The sequence below is a fragment of the Photobacterium nomapromontoriensis genome, assembly GCF_050336815.1.
Taxonomy (GTDB): Bacteria; Pseudomonadota; Gammaproteobacteria; order Enterobacterales; family Vibrionaceae; genus Photobacterium; species Photobacterium nomapromontoriensis.
In genome coordinates this window covers 18,038-38,174 of the sequence record NZ_JAKJSL010000041.1, presented here as the reverse complement: position 1 = coordinate 38,174, position 20,137 = coordinate 18,038, and the positions used below count along the sequence as shown (strand labels likewise).

At 49.8% G+C, this 20,137-nt stretch carries 18 protein-coding genes; 9 read left to right on the top strand and 9 right to left on the bottom strand.

Features of this window, described 5'->3' with window-relative positions:
* Window position 1: 1 nt before the first annotated feature.
* The 4 genes from atpG to glmU all read left to right on the top strand — a co-directional run bounded on the left by atpG (window position 2) and on the right by glmU (window position 4,300).
* Window positions 2-868, top strand: coding sequence for a F0F1 ATP synthase subunit gamma (gene atpG, locus L4D12_RS17580; protein ID WP_428449134.1), 867 nt, complete (start codon window positions 2-4; stop codon window positions 866-868).
* 30 nt (window positions 869-898) lie between these two features.
* Window positions 899-2,305, top strand: coding sequence for a F0F1 ATP synthase subunit beta (gene atpD, locus L4D12_RS17575; RefSeq protein WP_428449133.1), 1,407 nt, complete (start codon window positions 899-901; stop codon window positions 2,303-2,305).
* Window positions 2,306-2,322: 17 nt separating this feature from the next.
* Window positions 2,323-2,745 carry a F0F1 ATP synthase subunit epsilon gene (locus L4D12_RS17570; RefSeq protein ID WP_428449132.1) on the top strand — a complete coding sequence of 141 codons (423 nt, stop codon included), beginning with the start codon at window positions 2,323-2,325 and terminating at the stop codon, window positions 2,743-2,745.
* Window positions 2,746-2,938: 193 nt separating this feature from the next.
* Entirely contained in the window at window positions 2,939-4,300 is a 1,362-nt protein-coding gene (gene glmU, locus L4D12_RS17565) for a bifunctional UDP-N-acetylglucosamine diphosphorylase/glucosamine-1-phosphate N-acetyltransferase GlmU (protein ID WP_428449131.1), read from the top strand.
* A 14-nt stretch (window positions 4,301-4,314) separates the two neighbouring features.
* Here glmU and L4D12_RS17560 read toward each other — a convergent pair whose 3' ends face one another.
* A complete protein-coding gene (locus L4D12_RS17560) occupies window positions 4,315-4,464 on the bottom strand; it encodes a hypothetical protein (RefSeq protein WP_428449130.1) in 150 nt (49 codons plus the stop codon).
* Between the two features lie 32 nt (window positions 4,465-4,496).
* On the opposite strand from L4D12_RS17560, the gene L4D12_RS17555 reads away from it, so the two are divergent.
* The 4 genes from L4D12_RS17555 (at window position 4,497) to L4D12_RS17540 (ending at window position 8,400) form a co-directional block, all read left to right on the top strand.
* Window positions 4,497-5,264: a DeoR/GlpR family DNA-binding transcription regulator gene (locus L4D12_RS17555; RefSeq protein ID WP_428449129.1), complete on the top strand. Its 768-nt coding sequence runs from the start codon at window positions 4,497-4,499 to the stop codon at window positions 5,262-5,264.
* A 17-nt stretch (window positions 5,265-5,281) separates the two neighbouring features.
* Window positions 5,282-7,117, top strand: coding sequence for a glutamine--fructose-6-phosphate transaminase (isomerizing) (gene glmS / locus L4D12_RS17550; RefSeq protein ID WP_428449128.1), 1,836 nt, complete (start codon window positions 5,282-5,284; stop codon window positions 7,115-7,117).
* Between the two features lie 298 nt (window positions 7,118-7,415).
* The gene (locus L4D12_RS17545; protein ID WP_428449127.1) at window positions 7,416-7,793 is read left to right on the top strand and encodes a helix-turn-helix transcriptional regulator; all 378 of its coding nucleotides are present in this window, start codon (window positions 7,416-7,418) and stop codon (window positions 7,791-7,793) included.
* A gap of 238 nt (window positions 7,794-8,031) precedes the next feature.
* A complete protein-coding gene (locus L4D12_RS17540; protein ID WP_428449126.1) occupies window positions 8,032-8,400 on the top strand; it encodes a helix-turn-helix domain-containing protein in 369 nt (122 codons plus the stop codon).
* Between the two features lie 48 nt (window positions 8,401-8,448).
* Here the strand turns inward: L4D12_RS17540 and ilvA are convergent, their stop codons facing one another.
* The 5 genes from ilvA to ilvG form a co-directional block, all read right to left on the bottom strand.
* Entirely contained in the window at window positions 8,449-10,002 is a 1,554-nt protein-coding gene (ilvA, locus tag L4D12_RS17535; RefSeq protein ID WP_428449175.1) for a threonine ammonia-lyase, biosynthetic, read from the bottom strand.
* Between the two features lie 5 nt (window positions 10,003-10,007).
* Window positions 10,008-11,849 carry a dihydroxy-acid dehydratase gene (gene ilvD / locus L4D12_RS17530; protein ID WP_428449125.1) on the bottom strand — a complete coding sequence of 614 codons (1,842 nt, stop codon included), beginning with the start codon at window positions 11,847-11,849 and terminating at the stop codon, window positions 10,008-10,010.
* A 69-nt stretch (window positions 11,850-11,918) separates the two neighbouring features.
* Entirely contained in the window at window positions 11,919-12,854 is a 936-nt protein-coding gene (gene ilvE / locus L4D12_RS17525) for a branched-chain-amino-acid transaminase (protein WP_428449124.1), read from the bottom strand.
* Between the two features lie 22 nt (window positions 12,855-12,876).
* Window positions 12,877-13,125, bottom strand: a complete 249-nt coding sequence (gene ilvM, locus L4D12_RS17520; RefSeq protein ID WP_428449123.1) for an acetolactate synthase 2 small subunit — start codon at window positions 13,123-13,125, stop codon at window positions 12,877-12,879.
* Entirely contained in the window at window positions 13,125-14,771 is a 1,647-nt protein-coding gene (ilvG, locus tag L4D12_RS17515; RefSeq protein ID WP_428449122.1) for an acetolactate synthase 2 catalytic subunit, read from the bottom strand. The genes ilvM and ilvG overlap by 1 nt, the downstream gene beginning before the upstream one ends.
* Before the next feature lie 414 nt (window positions 14,772-15,185).
* Between ilvG and L4D12_RS17510 the strand changes: the two genes are divergently transcribed.
* Window positions 15,186-16,712, top strand: coding sequence for a YifB family Mg chelatase-like AAA ATPase (locus tag L4D12_RS17510; RefSeq protein ID WP_428449121.1), 1,527 nt, complete (start codon window positions 15,186-15,188; stop codon window positions 16,710-16,712).
* A 66-nt stretch (window positions 16,713-16,778) separates the two neighbouring features.
* On the opposite strand, the gene L4D12_RS17505 is transcribed toward L4D12_RS17510, so the two are convergent.
* The 3 genes from L4D12_RS17505 to ccoG form a co-directional block, all read right to left on the bottom strand.
* Window positions 16,779-17,381, bottom strand: coding sequence for a thiol:disulfide interchange protein DsbA/DsbL (locus tag L4D12_RS17505; protein ID WP_428449120.1), 603 nt, complete (start codon window positions 17,379-17,381; stop codon window positions 16,779-16,781).
* Window positions 17,382-17,450: 69 nt separating this feature from the next.
* Entirely contained in the window at window positions 17,451-18,440 is a 990-nt protein-coding gene (locus tag L4D12_RS17500) for a serine/threonine protein kinase (RefSeq protein ID WP_428449119.1), read from the bottom strand.
* 179 nt (window positions 18,441-18,619) lie between these two features.
* A complete protein-coding gene (ccoG, locus tag L4D12_RS17495; protein ID WP_428449118.1) occupies window positions 18,620-20,044 on the bottom strand; it encodes a cytochrome c oxidase accessory protein CcoG in 1,425 nt (474 codons plus the stop codon).
* Between the last annotated feature and the right edge of the window lie 93 nt (window positions 20,045-20,137).

The following is a 20,137-nucleotide window of genomic DNA, read 5'->3' as shown; positions in this document are numbered from 1 at the left end:
GATGGCCAGCGCAAAAGAGATACGTAACAAGATCGGTAGTGTCAAAAACACACAGAAGATCACAAAAGCGATGGAAATGGTTGCAGCATCTAAAATGCGTAAAACGCAAGATGCCATGGAATCATCTCGTCCATACGCACAAACTATGCGCAAAGTGATCGGTCATATCGCCCTTGGTAGCCTCGAGTATAAGCATCCTTATCTTGAGGAGCGTGAAGCCAAGCGCGTGGGTTACATCATTGTTTCTACTGACCGTGGCCTATGTGGTGGCTTGAACATTAACTTGTTCAAACAAGCTATCCACGATATCCAAGGCTGGTCAGATCAAGGTGCAGACGTTGACTTAGCCCTTGTTGGCTCAAAGGCGACGGCATTCTTTAACAGCTACGGCGGTAATGTTGTTGCGCAGGTTTCTGGCCTGGGTGACAAGCCTTCAGTGGATGAACTGATCGGTACTGTGGGCGTCATGCTGAAGAAATATGATGAAGGCCAATTGGATCGCCTGTATCTGGTATACAACAAGTTTGTGAATACCATGGTTCAGGAACCCGTGATTGATCAATTGCTGCCTTTGCCTAAGTCGGAAGACGAAGAAATGCAGCGTAACCACTCTTGGGATTACATTTATGAGCCCGAGCCTAAAGCCCTACTAGATACCCTATTGGTTCGCTATGCCGAATCTCAGGTTTATCAGGGTGTGGTTGAGAACCTTGCTAGTGAGCAAGCGGCTCGAATGGTTGCGATGAAAGCTGCAACAGATAACGCCGGAGATTTAATCAACGATCTACAACTGGTGTATAACAAAGCCCGTCAGGCGGCGATTACACAAGAGTTGTCAGAAATCGTTTCTGGTGCTGCTGCTGTTTAAGGCAAAGAATTAATATTAGAGGATTAAACGATGGCTACAGGTAAGATCGTACAGATCATCGGTGCGGTAGTCGACGTAGAGTTTCCACAGGACTCTGTACCACAGGTATATGACGCCCTACATGTTGATGCAAAAGAGAACGGCACACTTGTTCTTGAAGTACAGCAGCAGCTAGGTGGTGGTGTTGTACGTGGTATCGCAATGGGTACTTCTGATGGCTTGCGTCGTGGTTTGTCTGTTGAAAATACAGGCCGCCCAATTGAAGTTCCAGTTGGTACAGCGACACTAGGACGTATCATGAACGTTCTGGGTCAGCCAATTGATGAGCGTGGTGATATCGGTGAGCAAGAGCGTTATGCTATTCACCGTGAAGCACCAAGCTACGAAGACCAGTCAAATGTAACTGAATTGCTGGAAACTGGCGTGAAAGTTATTGACTTGATTTGCCCATTTGCAAAGGGTGGTAAAATCGGTCTGTTCGGTGGTGCCGGCGTTGGTAAAACCGTTAACATGATGGAGCTGATCAACAACATCGCCCTTCAGCACTCTGGTCTGTCGGTATTTGCTGGTGTTGGTGAACGTACTCGTGAAGGTAACGATTTCTACTATGAAATGCAGGAAGCTGGCGTTGTTAACGTTGAGAATCCTGAGCTATCTAAAGTAGCAATGGTTTATGGTCAGATGAACGAGCCACCAGGTAACCGTCTACGTGTTGCACTGACTGGCCTGACAATGGCTGAGCGTTTCCGTGACGAAGGTCGTGACGTATTATTGTTCATCGATAACATCTACCGTTATACCCTAGCGGGAACAGAAGTATCGGCACTATTGGGTCGTATGCCATCTGCGGTAGGTTACCAGCCAACGCTTGCAGAAGAGATGGGTGTACTTCAGGAACGTATTACCTCAACCAAGTCAGGTTCTATCACATCGGTTCAGGCGGTATACGTACCTGCCGATGACTTGACGGATCCATCACCAGCAACGACGTTTGCTCACTTGGATGCGACGGTTGTACTGTCTCGCCAGATCGCCTCTCTGGGTCTATACCCAGCGATCGACCCATTGGATTCTACATCACGTATGCTAGACCCATTGGTGGTTGGTCAGGAACACTACGATATCGCTCGTGGCGTTCAGAGCCTGCTTCAGCGTTATAAAGAACTAAAAGACATCATCGCAATTCTTGGTATGGATGAGCTATCAGAAGCGGATAAGCAAGCGGTATCGCGTGCGCGTAAGATTGAACGTTTCTTGACTCAGCCTTACCACGTTGCAGAAGTCTTTACTGGTGACCCAGGTATCTACGTATCTCTGAAAGAGACATTACGTAGTTTCAAAGGCATTCTAGCTGGCGAATACGATGAAATCCCAGAGCAGGCATTTATGTACTGCGGCGCGATTGAAGACGTATTGGAAAAAGCGAAGAAGCTTTAAGCTAAGTAGGAGGCGACATGGCAGCGATAACCTTCCATTTGGATGTAGTCAGCGCAGAGCAACGTCTGTTCTCTGGCCGTGCGGCAAACATTCAGGTGACCGGTAGCGAAGGTGAACTGGGTATTCACGCAGGACACACACCGCTGCTGACCGCTATCACGCCAGGAATGGTTCGTATCACGAAGCAGAATGGCGACGAAGAGGTGATCTACCTCTCCGGCGGCATGCTGGAAGTGCAGCCAAGTACGGTGACCGTGCTGGCTGATACTGCGATTCGTGGTCAGGATCTGGACACAGCGAAAGCGGAAGAAGCGAAACGTCAGGCTGAGGAGCGTATCCACAATCAGCATGGTGATATCGACTTTGCTCAAGCAGCCAGTGATTTGGCGAAGGCGATTGCTCAGCTCCGCGTCATCGAGTTGACCAAGAAAGCCCGCTAAATTGGCTCATGATAAAAAAAAGCGACCTTCGGGTCGCTTTTTTTATCACTGTGATGGTAATGGGTGATGCTATTTGGGTATATAGTCGGTTAATACCCGTAGAAAAAGAACTATTTTTCTTACGCCATTGAATGCAAGTCGCTACAATGCGAAGAGTAATGATTTAAATATGCACCAAGAGGAATAGGTGATTATGAGTTTCAGTGCAGTGATCCTAGCTGCGGGTAAAGGAACCCGCATGTACTCCAACCAGCCAAAGGTTCTTCATACTTTGGCGGGTAAACCAATGGCCAAGCATGTGATTGATACATGCATCGGGATTGGGGCAAATAATTTGCACCTGGTCTACGGTCATGGTGGTGATCAAATGCAGGCTGTATTGGCTGATGAGCCTGTTAACTGGGTGCTTCAGGCGGAGCAGCTGGGTACAGGTCATGCGGTGAACCAGGCGTGCCCTGCGCTGGCGGATGATGAAAAAGTCCTGATCCTGTACGGTGATGTGCCATTGATCAGTGCTGAAACACTGGAAAATTTGCTTGATGCTCAGCCGGGTGGTGGTATTGCGCTACTAACCGTTGTCCTTGATGATCCAACCGGTTACGGCCGCATCGTACGTCGTAATGGTCCTGTCGTCGCGATTGTTGAGCAAAAAGATGCCAGTGAAGAGCAGAAGCTGATCAAGGAAATCAATACCGGGGTAATGGTCGCCAACGGTGGGGATCTGAAGCGTTGGCTCTCGGCATTAAAGAATGATAATGCTCAAGGCGAGTACTACCTGACTGACATCATTGAAATTGCCCATAATGAAGGTCGTGCAGTGGAAGCGGTACACCCAGTACGTGCGATTGAAGTGGAAGGCGTCAACAACCGCATTCAATTAGCAAAACTAGAGCGTGCATTCCAAGCGATGCAAGCTGAACGTTTGCTTGAGCAGGGCGTGATGCTGCGTGATCCGACGCGTTTTGACCTGCGCGGACAGCTACAGTGCGGAACCGATGTTGAGATTGATGTTAATGTGATCATCGAAGGTAGCGTATCGCTAGGCAATAACGTTGTCATTGGTGCGGGTTGTGTGCTGACAGACTGTGAAATTGATGATAATACCGTTGTTCGCCCTTATAGCGTGATTGAAGGGGCGACGGTTGGTGAAAATTGTACTGTTGGGCCGTTTAGCCGCTTACGTCCAGGCGCTGAGTTGGTGGGTGATTCTCACGTAGGAAACTTCGTAGAGATGAAACAAGCGCGTTTAGGTAAAGGGTCGAAAGCTAACCACTTGACCTATCTTGGTGATGCTGAGATTGGTGATCGAGTGAACATTGGTGCGGGCACTATTACCTGTAACTATGATGGTGCTAATAAGTTCAAAACAGAAATTGGTGATGATGTCTTTGTCGGTTCTGATTCCCAGTTGATCGCCCCGGTTAAGATTGCCAATGGCGCTACCATTGGTGCAGGCGCTACGATCAACCGCAATATTGGTGAAGGTGAGTTAGTGATCACTCGCGCTCCAGCCCGTACCATTAAAGGTTGGAAGCGACCGGTAAAGCAAAAATAATTGAACGACTGTCATTACGCAAAGGCAAGGATATTTCCTTGCCTTTGTTGTTTCTGATTCATCGCCTTTTTCCCCTCACTATTCACTCTTATTCTTCTTTCGTTAGAAAAATTAATCAGCCCCCCTTGATCAAAAAAGTTTTGATCTGCTACCATTTCTTTCAAATCGAAACTTATAGCTATCAGTTCGTAATCATATGTCCAAGCGAAATACCCAACAACGTCGCCATGCCATCCTTGCGATGGTGAATGAGCAGAATGAAGTCAGCGTTGATTCTCTAGCGAAATACTTTTCAACCTCGGAGGTTACCGTTCGTAAGGATCTGGCTGCATTGGAAAAAAATGGATTATTACTTCGCCGTTATGGCGGGGCGATTGCGATCCCGACGGAAATGTCCAGTGAGGTAGAAGAGTATGTTTCGGTTTGTAAGTTATCGATTGCCAAAGCTGCCGCGGAGCGGATCCGTGACCATAACCGGATCATTATCGATAGTGGCAGTACTACCGCGAGTTTGTTGGGTTTGCTGGGGGAAAAGCACGGTTTAGTGGTGATGACTAACTCATTGAATGTGGCTAATGCCCTCAATGAGTTGGAGAACGAACCCACCCTGCTGATGACGGGGGGGACTTGGGACCCTCATTCGGAAGCCTTCCAAGGTCAGGTGGCCGAATCAGTATTGCGTTCGTATGACTTTGATCAACTTTTTATTGGTGCTGATGGCATAGATACCGATCGAGGGACGACAACGTTTAATGAGTTAGTTGGATTGAGCCGGGTAATGGCTGAAGTCGCACGTGAAGTCGTCGTAATGGTGGAGTCGGCCAAGGTAGGTCGAAAAATACCGAACCTAGAATTGCCATGGGTCAATATCAATACTCTGATCACCGATGATGGTCTGGATCCGGTCGCAAAGCAACAGATTGAGCAACATGGCGTGCAGGTGATCTGCGCGATAGCAGAATAAATTTAGGAGTAACTGTAATGTGTGGGATTGTCGGGGCGGTAGCCCAGCGTGATGTGGCAGAAATTTTGATTGAAGGTTTGCGCCGTCTTGAGTATCGCGGTTATGACTCTGCTGGTATTGCGGTTGTTGACTCTGAGGCAAACTTGCAGCGAGTACGTCGCTTAGGCAAGGTTCAGGCGTTGGCTGATGCGGTTGAACACTCTACGTTAGTTGGTGGTACAGGCATTGCACATACGCGTTGGGCGACGCATGGAGAGCCGTCTGAGGCCAATGCTCACCCACACATGTCGGGCGAAAATATCGCACTGGTACATAATGGGATCATTGAAAATCATGATGTGCTGCGCGATATGTTGATGGCGCGTGGCTATGTATTCCATTCGCAGACTGATACCGAAGTGATTGCTCACTTAGTTGAATGGGAATTTCGCAGTGCAGATTCCTTGCTGCAGGCCGTGCAGAAGACGGTTGCACAATTGGAAGGAGCCTATGGCACGGTGGTGATGGATCGTCGTGACCCGGATCGTGTCGTCGTGGCTCGTTCCGGTAGCCCATTAGTGATCGGGCTTGGCGTTGGTGAGAACTTCTTGGCTTCCGATCAACTGGCGCTGCTGAATGTGACCCGTCGTTTCATGTTCTTGGAAGAAGGGGATGTGGCCGAAATTACCCGTCGTGAAGTGAATGTTTTTGCTGCTGATGGTCAGCCTGTCACCCGCGATGTGCATGAGTCGAACCTTCAGCAGGATGCGGCCGATAAAGGTCAGTATCGTCACTACATGCAAAAAGAAATTTATGAACAGCCGAGTGCGTTGATCAACACCATGGAAGGCCGTATTACGAGCAACGCCGTCGTGGTTGAGAGTATCGGTAGTGGTGCCAAGGATATTCTCGAGAATGTTGAGCATGTTCAGATTGTGGCCTGTGGTACATCATACAATGCCGGCATGGTGGCACGCTATTGGTTTGAGTCGATGGCGGGTGTCAGCTGCGATGTTGAGATCGCTTCCGAGTTTCGCTATCGTAAATTTGTTACCCGGCCAAATAGCTTGTTGATCACCCTATCGCAGTCAGGTGAAACAGCCGATACCCTTGCGGCATTACGTTTGGCCAAAGAAAAAGGCTATATGGCAGCGATGACCATCTGTAACGTGGCGGGTTCCTCGTTAGTCCGTGAATCTGATTTGGCCTTTATGACCCGTGCAGGGACGGAAATTGGCGTTGCATCAACCAAAGCCTTTACCACTCAGTTGGTGACGTTACTGATGTTTGTGACAGCCTTAGGTAAAGAGAAAGGGATGATTGATAGCGTGAAAGAGCAGCAGATTGTGGACTCGCTGCATGCACTACCGACCCAAATCGAAAAGGCGCTGGCCTTTGATAAGCCCATTGAGCAGTTAGCGGAAGATTTTGCGGATAAACACCATGCTTTGTTCCTGGGTCGGGGGGAGTTCTACCCGATTGCGGTGGAAGCTTCACTCAAGTTGAAAGAAATCTCTTACATTCATGCTGAAGCTTATGCAGCGGGTGAATTGAAGCATGGTCCGCTAGCGCTGATTGATGCCGATATGCCAGTGATTGTGGTGGCACCGACGAATGATTTGTTAGAGAAATTAAAATCGAATATCGAGGAAGTTCGAGCTCGCGGTGGTTTACTGTATGTTTTTGCAGATAGCGAAGCTGGCTTTGAAGAAGCGGAAGGGATGAAGATTATTACCATGCCATGTGTTGATGATGTGATCGCGCCTATCTTCTACACCATCCCAATGCAGCTGTTGTCTTACCATGTGGCCTTGATCAAAGGAACGGATGTGGATCAGCCTCGTAATCTGGCTAAGGCTGTCACCGTCGAGTAGTTCGATCTGACGCTGTATTAACCATGATAATAAGCCCTTTCGAGGGCTTTTTTTTATCGTTTTTTTATGAAGAGTATTGGTGAACGACTAGTATTTAACCGGATAGCGTTATTTGCGAATTAGAAAACCTAGACAGTCAAGTTACGAAATGCGAACCATAATACAACGTTAAAAATCCGATTATTTTGTATTTTGTTGTTTTTGCTGATTTTTACTTTTTGGTAACAAGTTGGCTTATCTTGTGCAATCCAGTAATGAAAGCTAGACAAGATTCATTGGATGGTATTGGAGAGGTGACATGACAGATCCGAAAGCCAAGATTGCAGCCCGCATTAAAGAAGCGCGGGAATGGAAAGGTTTGACTCAGGTACATATGGCGCAGCAGCTGAAAGTGGCACGTCAGACTTACTTGGATCTAGAAACGGGAAAAACCGAACCCAAGGTGCGGGTGTTATCGGAGATCTCAGAGATCACGGAGCGTCCGTTAACTTGGTTTATTTATGGTGATGAAGGGATTGAAATTCTGGAGAGTGAATACAAGGAAGAGATTGATCGGTTGTTACAGTATTTTAGCCGCCTGCCCCATTCTGCTCGAAACGTTATTTTGCAGCAAAGCATTAATCTGGCCGGCTTTATGGCTGAGTATACCCGTGCTTTGACACAGCGAGATAAGTAGGATTGCATTTATTTTGCACAGTATCCTACTTTTCTTTGTATGCATTTCCTTACATATTGCGGTGATTTGTGTACTGCTTAGCGGACACTCGCTGTTTGATATCACGTTTCAATGTTTTCTCCGTCGTACGCCCCTATTGCTGTAAGGGATAATCACCTGTTTTCATTTTTCAGCTCAATGGGTTAACGGTTTGCTGAGCTGATTAACCCGCAATATTTGGTACAAAGGGGGGCTATTGATGGAGAATGCGAAACTGCAGATAGCGCAGCGAATCAAAGAGGCTCGGGAGTGGAAGGGTATATCTCAAGTGGCAATGGCCAAACAACTGGAGATTGCGCGTCAGACATACTTGGATCTTGAGTCGGGGAAAACAGAACCTCGGATCACCACATTGATCCGGATTGCGGTGATAACAGATCGTCCGCTGGGTTGGTTTGTGTTTGATATGTTGAAGTCGACCAATAATCCCATTCAGCTACAGGCTGATTTATTGCAGTTATCGGTATTCTATGGACAATTGTCAGAGCCATTTCGCAGTGAGTTTTTGGCCAACCATATCAGCCAACTAAAGACGTGTGTGAAGTATTTGAATACACCGAAAGCCTGAAACAAAAAAGCAGCCAGATGGCTGCTTTTGTTTATATTGCTGGCTTTGCTATTGGGCCAGAAAAAACCGGTAGGCTGGATTGTCGGTCTCATCTTTCCAGTGGTAGCCTAGCTCGCGAAGATGGCTGGTAAATGACAGTAAGTCCTTATCTTCCAGCTCAAAGCCACATAATACCCGGCCATAGTCAGCGCCATGGTTGCGGTAGTTGAACAGGCTGATATTCCAATGTGTCCCTAAGGTATTGAGGAATTTCAGTAGCGCGCCTGGATATTCAGGGAACTCAAAACTGTATAAACGCTCACGTAACGATTTCGATGGTCGGCCACCGATCATATAACGAACATGTACCTTGGCCATTTCGTCATCAGATAAATCAACCACCGGGTAGCCGCCTTTGCGGAGATCTTGAATGATGCCATCAAGTTCTTCCTGGCCTTGCATTAATCGGATCCCGACAAAGATATTTGCTAAGCGGTCATCGTTATAGCGGTAGTTGAACTCGGTAACCGCCCGTCCACCCAGTAAGTGACAGAAATCGAGGAAGGCGCCGGCACGCTCGGGAATGGTTACGGCCAATAACCCTTCACGTTTTTCCCCCAATTCACAGCGTTCTGATACATAGCGTAAGCCATGGAAATTCAGATTTGCGCCGGATAAAATCGCTGAAATCTGCTTGTCTTTAAGCTGGTGGCGCTCAGTATATTTTTTCAAGCCAGCCAAAGATAAAGCACCTGCTGGCTCGGCAATGGCCCGGGTATCTTCGAAGATATCTTTCACTGCCGAGCAGATTTCATCGCTGCTGACGGTGATCGTATCATCAAGGAACTGTTGGCACAGGCGGAAGGTTTCTTCACCAATGCGTTTGACCGCGACGCCGTCGGCAAACATGCCAACTTGATCCAGGGTGACTGGCTCGCCTGCATCCAGAGCAGCCTGTAGGCAGGCAGAGTCTTCAGCTTCGACTCCTATCACCTTAATTTGTGGCATCAGTTGCTTGATCAGTACTGCGATGCCAGCAGCCAACCCCCCGCCCCCGACTGGTACAAAAATATAATCTAAGTGGCCATTTTGTTGTACTAACTCGACCCCGATGGTGCCTTGTCCGGCAATCACTGCAGGGTGATCAAATGGTGGGATGAAGGTGAACCCGTGCTGAGTCGCCAGCATTTCAGCATGCCCTTTGGCTTCGTCAAAATTGCTGCCATGGAGGACGACTTTTCCGCCAAAGCTCCTGACGGCATCAACTTTGATATCCGGTGTGGTGCGTGGCATGACAATAGTGGCCTTGACCCCGAGGCGCTTGCCGGATAAGGCCAGCCCTTGAGCATGGTTTCCTGCCGAGGCGGCGATCACCCCTGCTTGACGCTGGGTATCAGTGAGCTGAGCCATCATGTTATAGGCCCCGCGCAATTTAAAAGAATGCACCGGTTGGCGGTCTTCCCGTTTTAGTTGTACCTGGTTACCAATGCGTGCGGACAGGCGGCTCATTGGTTGTAACGGAGTGACTTGTGCGACCTCATAGATTGGCGCTCGGAGGATTTCACGCAGGTAATCTGCCCCGGAAGGCAAACTGACGTCACTGGTTGATATGGCTTCACTCATCATGACTATCCTCCCAGCTTGGATTTATCGCGTACCGCCCCTTTGTCGGCACTAGTGGCGAGATTGGCATAGGCGCGCAGGGCAAAAGAGACGTCGCGCTGACGATCGAGCGGCTTCCAGCCACGTTGGTTTGCTGCGTCACGGCGGTTAGCCAGCGTGGTCTCGTCAACGTTCAATGCAATACTGCGGTTGGGGATATCAATCGTAATGGTGTCGCCATTTTCTATCAGGCCAATGGTGCCACCGTTTGCTGCCTCGGGAGAAACATGGCCAATCGACAACCCGCTGGTGCCGCCAGAGAAACGACCATCAGTGATTAATGCACACGCTTTACCCAGTCCCATCGACTTGAGGTAAGTGGTGGGATAAAGCATTTCCTGCATCCCTGGCCCGCCTTTCGGGCCTTCGTAGCGGATCACCACCACATCACCGGCTTGGACTTGCCCTGATAAGATCCCATCGACAGCTGTTTCCTGACTTTCGAATACCACGGCTGGGCCAGTAAATACGAGGCAGCTGTCATCGACACCCGCGGTTTTAACAATACAACCATCAAGCGCCATGTTGCCGGACAGTACCGCGAGGCCACCATCTTGGCTGAAAGCGTGTTCTTTGCGGCGGATACAGCCATTTTCGCGATCATCATCGAGGGTATCCCAGCGGCAATCTTGGGAGAATGCCTGAGTGGTACGGATCCCTGCTGGGCCTGCTCGGAAAAAGGTTTTCACTGCTTCAGAGTTGGTTTGGACAATGTCGTAGTGTTTGAAGCTGTCTGCAAACTGTTCACCAAGAATGTTGTAGCAGTCATGATGGAATAACCCTGCCCGATCCAGTTCAGCCAAGATACTGTATACACCACCCGCACGGTGTACATCTTCCATGTGGTATTTCTGGGTTGAGGGGGCGACTTTGCATAGATGCGGAACCTGACGTGACATCCGGTCGATGTCTGCCATGGTGAAATCAATTTCTCCCTCTTGTGCTGCTGCTAGCAAATGGAGCACGGTATTGGTGGAGCCCCCCATGGCTATATCCAGAGCCATGGCATTTTCGAAGGCCTGTTTGGTGGCGATATTACGCGGCAAGGCACTGGTATCGTCTTGCTCATAGTAGCGCTTGGTCAGGGTGACAATTCGCTTTCCGGCGTTGATGAACAGTTGCTTACGGTCGGCATGAGTGGCCAGCATCGAACCATTACCCGGTTGGCTTAGGCCAAGCGCTTCAGTTAGGCAGTTCATTGAGTTGGCGGTAAACATACCGGAACACGATCCGCAAGTTGGGCAGGCTGATCGTTCGATCTGCTCACTTTGTTCATCTGATACTGTTGGATCTGCACCTTGGATCATCGCGTCGACCAGATCCAGCTTGAGGATCTGATCCGACAGTTTGGTTTTTCCTGCTTCCATAGGGCCACCAGAGACGAAAATCACGGGGATATTCAGCCGTAGTGAGGCCATTAACATCCCCGGGGTGATTTTGTCACAATTGGATATGCAGACCATGGCATCGGCACAGTGGGCATTAACCATATACTCGACCGAATCAGCGATCAATTCGCGTGACGGCAGGGAATACAACATGCCACCGTGTCCCATGGCGATGCCATCATCGACAGCGATGGTATTAAATTCTTTGGCGATACCGCCCGCCGCTTCAATTTCACGGGCAACCAGCTGACCGAGATCTTTGAGGTGGACATGGCCCGGGACAAATTGAGTAAAGGAGTTCACCACGGCGATGATTGGCTTGCCGAAATCGTCATCTTTGACGCCAGTCGCACGCCAGAGGGCGCGGGCTCCAGCCATATTACGGCCATGAGTGGTGGTAGCGGAACGGTACTTTGGCATAACTAAAAATCCTTTTGCTGTAATGCCTGCCAGTGGTATCAATAAGCGCCACTGGCAGTTGAGTATGACTTACTTATCAGATGGGTAGACGTAATCCAACCAGCCCCACTTGTCTTCGGTAGTACCGTTGAACAGGCCGAAATAAGCGTCTTGTAGTACTTTGGTAATAGGGCCGCGTTTGCCTTCACCAACCGTGATTTGATCAACACTGCGGACCGGGACGATCTCAGCGGCAGTACCCGTCATGAACACTTCATCAGCCAGATAGAGTGCTTCACGTGCAATATTTTCTTCGCGTACTTCATAGCCCCGATCTTTAGCCAGAGTCATGATGGAATCACGGGTGATCCCCGGCAGGATGGCGCTGGTGGTCGGCGGGGTAAATAGCACACCGTTGCTGACCACAAACAGGTTCTCCCCTGCCCCTTCAGACAGATAGCCGTCAACACTCAGGGCGATACCTTCAGCATAACCGTGACGGCGCGCTTCACCACCGACCAGTAAGGATGACAGGTAGTTCCCGCCCGCTTTGGCTGCGGTTGGAATGGTATTGGGTGCGGCACGGTGCCAGCTTGATATCATCGCATCGACGCCATTTTCTAATGCCTCTTCACCCAGGTAAGCGCCCCAAGGGAAGGCGGCAACAATGACATCCATCTGAGTGCCAGTGGGTGGACAAACCCCCAAACCGACATTGCCGACATATGCCAGCGGGCGGAGATAAGCAGAATCGAGTTTGTTCACGCGTAGGGTTTCGCGGCAGACTTCCATTAGCTCTTCTGAGCTGTATGGGATTGGAAAACGATAGATTTTGGCTGAATTTTGCAGCCGATCGATGTGTTCCTTATGACGGAAAACGGCCGGACCGTTCGGGGTGTTGTAGCAGCGAATACCTTCAAAGACCGAAGTACCATAATGCATCGCGTGCGTCAGGACGTGGACATTGGCTTCTGCCCAAGGCACCATGTCGCCGTTAAACCAAATATAATCCGCTGTATTGGCCATTTTATTCCTTCCTTAAATAAATCTAATCTTGGGTCTCAATGAGTGTGGTTTCGACGGTACGAATATCCCAAAGCTTTTCGACTTGATTGATCAGCGTGCTGATGGGACGGTCACTGTCGACCTGTATTTCAATACTGGCTATTTTGCTTGCATGATTCTGTGTGGCAGTGACTTGTTTAATCACGAAGCCTCGATGACGGATCACACGAAGGATCCGCTCTAGTAATACTGGCTTATCATCCGCTTTGATGTTGAGTAAATATCGGTCCATTAGGTGTTCTCCAGCATATCTTGGTTTGCCGCACCAGGTGGTACGAGTGGCCAGACATTGTCTTCTTCCGAGATCAATACGTGCAGCAGGTAGGCGGTTTTACTGGCCAGCATCTCCTGCAGTGCTGGCATAACCTCTTCTTTACGAGTAATGGTTTTGCCCGGAATATCAAAGGCACTGGCGAGGGTGACGAAATCTGGGTTATCGTCGAGGATGGTTTCACTGTGGCGGCCGTCAAAGAACAGTGATTGCCATTGACGGACCATGCCGAGCCGTTGATTGTTGATCAGTACCATTTTGACCGGGATCTGGCGGCGCTTAAGCGTGCCGAGTTCCTGAATATTCATCATGAATGAGCCATCACCGGAGATCAGGATCGATTCATCGTCTGGGCGGGCAACCTTTGCCCCCATTGCGGCGGGCAGGCCAAAGCCCATGGTGCCCAGACCGGCTGAGGTGATGTAGTTTTGTGGCTGTCGGGGCTGGATATGTTGGGCGGCCCACATCTGATGTTGGCCGACGTCGGTTGAGACCATCGCGGTATCCGGCATCATGTCTGACAGTTGTTTCATCAGTAATGGTGCGTAGATCAAATCGCCAGGGTGGTCATAACGCCATTTAAACTGACGGCGGAGCTGTTCGCTGTGCGTGACCCAGTCGTGAATATCCTGCGCCAGCTCAAGCTGCGGCAGGATGGCATTGATATCGCCTCGTAACGGTGCATGGGCATGGCGTAATTTATTGAATTCTGCAGCATCGATATCGATATGGATAACCTTGGCATCAGGGGCAAAGGTCTCCAGCTTGCCTGTTACTCGATCATCAAAACGGGCGCCAACCACGATAAGTAAGTCGCACTCCTGAACAATTAGGTTGGCGGCTTTGGTGCCATGCATCCCCAGCATTCCCAGGAAATGTGGGTCATGCCGCTCTACCGTGCCCAGTCCTTTAAGGGTACTGACCGATGGCATAGGATTATGCGTGAGAAAATCCCGAACAGTGTCAGTGGCTTTGGCTAATTGCACCCCGCCGCCGACATACAAAACCGGCCGTTCACTGGTAGTTAGCAGTTGTTGAGCGGCGGTTATTTCAGCGGATGTGACCGTCGGTATCGTGGGTGGCGTAATGGGTGATAGTAGTTCAACGGGGGCTTCGGCAAGTTGGACGTCTTTGGCTATATCAACAATGACTGGACCGGGCCGGCCTGTTTTGGCTACCTCGAAGGCTTCAGCGAGCGTTGGGGCCAGATCGTGAATATCGGTTACCAGATAGCTGTGCTTGGTACAGGCGAGTGACATGCCGATCACGTCCATTTCCTGAAATGCATCGGTACCAATGTGGGAGCTGGCGACCTGGCCGGTGATAGCAACCAGCGGTACCGAATCCAGAAAGGCATCAGCCAGACCCGTGACCAGGTTGGTGGCCCCCGGTCCTGAAGTCGCCATGCAGACAGCAACCTCTTGGGTTGAGCGTGCCATGCCGATTGCTGCCATGGCTGCACCTTGCTCATGGCGACAGAGGATATGTTCGACCTCGCCGTCGTAGAGGGCGTCATATATCGGCATGATGGCTCCGCCCGGATAGCCAAAAATGGTTGTGATTCCCTGCTGTTGCAGCGCTTTTACGACTAACTCTGCTCCCGTCATCGCTGCTCTCCCTGTGTATCCATGCTTGCGACCTGCTGGTGATTGATTGTAAAACCAGCATCCTGTTGGTTTATGTTTAAAAAAAAGCCCCCGGACCTGCTGGTTTCGGGGGCTATTCTGCGTATGTTGTGTGTGTTGCTAATTTACGCCTGCTCGCCCCTCTCGCAGTGAAATAATCACCACGATGACGTTGATAATGAGAAGGAGGGGCTGGGCGCTTAATTGCATTGACTGTCTGTCCGGTTTTTGTGTTTTTATATTGTGTTTACTAAGTGGTAACACAGACATCGCTCGCATGACAAGAAAAAACTACAAATTATTTTTCATCTTCACTGCATAAATAGTCTATTACTGAAACTTATTTTATGTAATTCATTAACTTATCTGATTAAAGTGTCAGCAGGATGATTATTCATGAACCTTGCAATTGTTCATAGCCGCGCTTGTGTCGGGGTTGAAGCCCCAGCCGTGACGGTGGAGGTACATATCAGTAACGGGATGCCAGCTTTGGCACTGGTCGGGTTGCCCGAAACCAGTGTTAAAGAAGCTAAAGATCGGGTGCGCAGTGCCATCGTGAATGCCGGGTTTGAATTTCCCTCGCGGCGGATCACCGTTAATCTGGCCCCTGCCGATTTACCGAAAGAAGGGGGGCGGTTTGATTTGCCTATCGCCCTTGGGATCCTTGCCGCATCGGAGCAAATCCCCCTCAATAAGCTACAAGATTTTGAATTTTTAGGTGAATTAGCGTTATCTGGTGAACTGCGGCCGGTTAAGGGGGCGCTTCCAGCAGCACTGGCGGCAAAGCTTGCCAATCGTTGTCTCGTGGTTCCGGACAGCAATGGTGATCAGGTCGCATTGGTCGGTAAGGATCGGCATAAATCGGCTCCGTCATTGTTGAAAGTGTGCGCGCATTTACATGGCCAGACTCAGCTTGATCTCGTACAACATGGCCCTTTTGTCGCAGAGCCTTGTGCTTCAGATCGTGATATGCAAGATATTATTGGTCAGCAGCAAGGAAAGCGGGCGTTGGAAATTGCGGCTGCTGGGGGGCACAACCTGTTATTTCTGGGGCCTCCCGGCACGGGAAAGACCATGCTTGCTTCTAGGCTGCGTGATTTATTGCCAGAAATGAGCATTGAAGAGGCACTGGAAACGGCGGCAGTCGCATCGCTGACGCCGCAGAGTATTCATGAAGGTAACTGGCGTCAGCGGCCATTTCGTACCCCGCACCACTCCAGTTCGATGGCGGCGCTGGTTGGAGGGGGCTCGGTACCGCGGCCAGGGGAGATTTCGCTGTCGCATAATGGCATTTTGTTTTTGGATGAAATGCCAGAATTTGAGCGTAAAGTGCTAGATTCACTGCGTGAACCGCTAGAGTCTGGTGAAATCGTGATTTCTCGAGCGACGACCAAAACGACGTTCCCTGCCCGCTTTCAGTTGATTGGCGCCCTGAACCCGAGTCCAACCGGGTATTATGAAGGTAACCAATCCCGGACCAATCCACAGGCCATTTTACGTTATTTAAGCCGCCTATCTGGTCCGTTACTTGATAGATTTGATATGTCGATAGAGATCCCGGCGCTACCCCGAGGTACGTTGGCTGATGGCGGTGATCGCGGTGAGTCGAGTGCTGTGATTCGTCAGCGGGTTTTTGATGCTCGGGAGTCCATGCTTTCGCGAGCTAATAAGGTTAATGCGCTGTTGTCGACTCGGGAGCTGGATAGCTTCTGCCGATTAGAAAAAAGTGATGCCGAGTTTTTGGAAACCGCCTTGCATCAGCTGGGGTTATCGATTCGGGCCTATCACCGGATCATCAAAGTTGCTCGAACCATTGCTGATTTGGCCGGGTGTGAGCAGATCACTCGTGGTCATCTGGCTGAGGCGTTGGGGTATCGGGCAATGGATCGGCTGTTACGTCAGATCTCGGCACAGGTCGTGTAGGGTTAGGGTGATCTTGGGATGAAAAAAAGGGCCTGCCGGCCCTTTTTTCATCTTGCTTATTGTGGCTTATTTGGTCAGTAAGTAGTTGACCAGTTCAAAGTATTCGTCGGCAGAGCGAAGTTTGCCGGTTTGTACGAGGTACTTATTGTTTACTATCACAGCCGGTACGCCAGTTAGACCGCTATCCTGGAAGGCTTTATTGAAGCGGTTAACCATGGAATTGACAGCAAAGCTGTTGAAGGCGCCGTCAAAGTCTTCCGCTTTTACCCCTTCATCAATGAAGATTTGACGCAGCTCCTGATCGTTACGTGGTGGTTTTTGCATATCGTGGATGCGGCTAAACAGCACGGGTGTCATTTTTGCTTCAACCCCTAACACCACGGCCGTGGCATAGGCTTTACTCATGGATTTACCCATTGGGCCACCCATGAAGGAAACATGATTCTTCTGCAGCTTGGCATTGTCTGGCAGGCTCTTTTTCAGCTGTTGGATCATTGGCTCAAAGCGGTGACAAGCCGGGCAGTAGAAAGAGAAGAACTCTGTGACCAGTGGACTGCTGGATTTGGGTAGATCGAGGACTTTGTAATGATCGCCTTCCTTGAACTGGGCTGCCTGAACGGACAGTGACAGTAGTGCGACGCTGATCAGCGCTAGAAATTTTTTAAACATGTTGCAGTTTTCTCCCGTCAAAGGATTGAAATAACAGATGTTATTTTTCCATTTTAGTTATCAGTGTGTTTACCATTGCGGCATAAGTTGCAATGGGGGTTCTTGGAGGGCAGCCAGTTGCTCCTTGAATGCCAGCACTTGGCCCTCCCAATACTTGGCATCTGCAAACCACGGAAATGCGAGCGGAAAGGCAGGATCTTCCCAGCGCCGTGTGAGCCATGCCATGTAATGTACCATTCTAAGACCGCGCAACGGCTCAATCAGTTGCAATTGTTGGTGATCAAAATCAGAAAATTCACTGTAAGCCTCTAAAATGGTATCGAGCTGGGCCAGCTTGTCATGACGATCGCCATTGAGCAGCATCCAGAGATCTTGGACGGCAGGACCGTTTCGTGCATCATCTAAATCAACAAATAGTGGTCCATCTCGCCACAGAATATTGCCAGGATGGCAGTCTCCGTGTAAGCGGATCGGTTGCCAATTGGTATGCCAGTGCTGCTCCAGCTCACAAATCAGGCGGTCGAGATCAGCAAAGAAAGCATGCTTGAGATGATCCGGGATCATCCGGGACTGTTCCAGCTCTTGGCGAGGCAGGTAAAGGTATTCGTCGAGCCCGAGTGTTGGACGGTGGGTAAAGGGTTGCTGTTGGCCGACACGATGGATACGCCCCAGAAAGCGGCCTACCCACTCCAGCTGATCAAAATTATCAACTTCAAATTGACGGCCGCCGAGGCTTGGAAACAACGCGAAACGGTGACCATTAAACTGGTGCAGGGTGTTGCCATTAATGGCGATCGGTGCGGCAACCGGAATGTCATGTTCGGCGAGCTCTAGGGTAAAGCGATGCTCTTCGATGATCTGTTCGTCGCTCCAACGTTGTGGGCGATAGAACTTAGTGACATAGCGAGCGCCGTCTTCAGCGGTGAATTGGTACACCCGGTTTTCATAGCTGTTAAGAGGCAGTAAGCCTGATTCGGCACGGATCCCCGTGCTATCCAGTGCGTCAAGCAGTAGATCTGGGCCAAGATCGGCAAAACTAAAACCATGGGGTTGTGACATGAGACAGATTCCGCAAATTAAGAAGTCGTCAGGTGCTGTCGAGTATAACCCTAAATACAGTTAAATCGGCAGGTGGCTTGCTTTCCCCTGACCGTCCATGCGACGGAGGGATATCATAATAAAAAAGGGCTGTGACCAGCCCCGTCTTTACACTATTTTGCATTCGATTCGCGTATGGGTTAATGCAACTGGCCGATAAATCGATTTTCGGTGCTAATCGTGCTGGCATCACTTTGGCGGGTCAGGCTGAAGGTGATATCGACAATTGGCGCATTGAGCTGTTGAGGATCAATACTCAGGCTGACAGGTAAGGTGTAAATTTCACCGGCATTGAGGTTAACGGTCTGTCGGCCATGCCATTGCAAGGCATCTAGCCCGCTGACATACAAGGTATACATCGCTGGCTGCTGAGTCTTATTGATGATTTTCAGGGTGTAGGTATTTTCGATCAAGCCGTCATTGGTTGTCCTAAAGAGTTGGCTACGGTCACGGATCACATCCAATTCCATCGGCTCAATGGTGGCCAGAAGATAGAAAAACAGCCCGACCATGATTGCCATGACACCGCCATAGCCAATCAGCTTGGGGCGGATAATCCGGGTTTTGTGGCCACTGAGTTTCTGCTCGGTGGTATAACTAATCAACCGTTGTTGATAACCCATGCGTTGCATGGTTTCGTCACAGGCGTCGATGCAGGCGCCGCAGTTAATGCACTCATATTGCAAGCCGTCGCGGATATCAATGCCTGTGGGGCAAACCTGAACACACAAATTACAGTCGATACAGTCACCCAGGCCCAGTTCAACCGGAGATTGCTTGCGAGATCGTGGTCCGCGAGATTCCCCCCGTGTCGGATCATAACCGACGATATAGGTATCTTGATCAAACATGGCAGACTGGAATCGGGCGTACGGACACATGTGGATACAGACTATAGCGCGCATCCAGCCAGCATTGGCATAGGTACAGCCTGTGAAAACCAACACCCAGAAGCCGGCCCAGAAACTGACATTAAAGCTAAAAAAATCAGTGATCAGTGAGGATATCGGCAAGAAATAGCCGACAAAGGTCAGCCCCGTTGCGAGGGCGACAGTTAACCAAGCGATATGTTTAACCAGCTTTCGGCCAAATAACGATGCGGTGAGCGGCATGCTGTCTTGCCTGCGTCGTTTATTGGCGGCACCTTCAATTTTTTCTTCACACCAGATATAGATGAAGGTCCAGACGGTCTGAGGGCATAAATAACCACACCAGACACGCCCCAGAAACGTGGTAATGAAGAACAGGGCGAAGGCAGCAATCATAAACAAGGTGGCCAATAGAGTGAGATCCTGTGGCCAGAGAGTGGTGCCGAAAAAGTGAAATTGTTGCCGGTTAATATCGATCAGAATCGCTTGGCGATCGCCATAAGGGATCCATGGTAGCCCCATAAAGACCCCCATCAAAATCCAGCCCATTCGCTGTCTCAGTTGTTGGTATATCCCCTTTGTCGCTCGAACGTAAATTCTATCGCTGGGGTTAAAACGATCGGCCTTCCCTTTGTGGGTTGCTGGGTTGAACGTTGGCGGGGTGACATCCTTGATCTCAATTTTTTCTTGGCTCATGACATTACTTTCCTTGCCGGTGACGGGCCAGCGTGTGTTCAGCCGATACATTGTCGGCTGCTGTATAGTATTAATATGTAATCAATACGTTGT

What these genes read in the sequence shown, in the direction of transcription:
- atpG (WP_428449134.1), top strand. Translation starts at nt 2, where the DNA reads ATGGCCAGCGCAAAAGAGATACGTAACAAGATCGGTAGTGTCAAAAAC.
- atpD (WP_428449133.1), top strand. Translation starts at nt 899, where the DNA reads ATGGCTACAGGTAAGATCGTACAGATCATCGGTGCGGTAGTCGACGTA.
- L4D12_RS17570 (WP_428449132.1), top strand. Translation starts at nt 2,323, where the DNA reads ATGGCAGCGATAACCTTCCATTTGGATGTAGTCAGCGCAGAGCAACGT.
- glmU (WP_428449131.1), top strand. Translation starts at nt 2,939, where the DNA reads ATGAGTTTCAGTGCAGTGATCCTAGCTGCGGGTAAAGGAACCCGCATG.
- L4D12_RS17555 (WP_428449129.1), top strand. Translation starts at nt 4,497, where the DNA reads ATGTCCAAGCGAAATACCCAACAACGTCGCCATGCCATCCTTGCGATG.
- glmS (WP_428449128.1), top strand. Translation starts at nt 5,282, where the DNA reads ATGTGTGGGATTGTCGGGGCGGTAGCCCAGCGTGATGTGGCAGAAATT.
- L4D12_RS17545 (WP_428449127.1), top strand. Translation starts at nt 7,416, where the DNA reads ATGACAGATCCGAAAGCCAAGATTGCAGCCCGCATTAAAGAAGCGCGG.
- L4D12_RS17540 (WP_428449126.1), top strand. Translation starts at nt 8,032, where the DNA reads ATGGAGAATGCGAAACTGCAGATAGCGCAGCGAATCAAAGAGGCTCGG.
- ilvA (WP_428449175.1), bottom strand. Translation starts at nt 10,002, where the DNA reads ATGAGTGAAGCCATATCAACCAGTGACGTCAGTTTGCCTTCCGGGGCA.
- ilvD (WP_428449125.1), bottom strand. Translation starts at nt 11,849, where the DNA reads ATGCCAAAGTACCGTTCCGCTACCACCACTCATGGCCGTAATATGGCT.
- ilvE (WP_428449124.1), bottom strand. Translation starts at nt 12,854, where the DNA reads ATGGCCAATACAGCGGATTATATTTGGTTTAACGGCGACATGGTGCCT.
- ilvM (WP_428449123.1), bottom strand. Translation starts at nt 13,125, where the DNA reads ATGGACCGATATTTACTCAACATCAAAGCGGATGATAAGCCAGTATTA.
- ilvG (WP_428449122.1), bottom strand. Translation starts at nt 14,771, where the DNA reads ATGACGGGAGCAGAGTTAGTCGTAAAAGCGCTGCAACAGCAGGGAATC.
- L4D12_RS17510 (WP_428449121.1), top strand. Translation starts at nt 15,186, where the DNA reads ATGAACCTTGCAATTGTTCATAGCCGCGCTTGTGTCGGGGTTGAAGCC.
- L4D12_RS17505 (WP_428449120.1), bottom strand. Translation starts at nt 17,381, where the DNA reads ATGTTTAAAAAATTTCTAGCGCTGATCAGCGTCGCACTACTGTCACTG.
- L4D12_RS17500 (WP_428449119.1), bottom strand. Translation starts at nt 18,440, where the DNA reads ATGTCACAACCCCATGGTTTTAGTTTTGCCGATCTTGGCCCAGATCTA.
- ccoG (WP_428449118.1), bottom strand. Translation starts at nt 20,044, where the DNA reads ATGAGCCAAGAAAAAATTGAGATCAAGGATGTCACCCCGCCAACGTTC.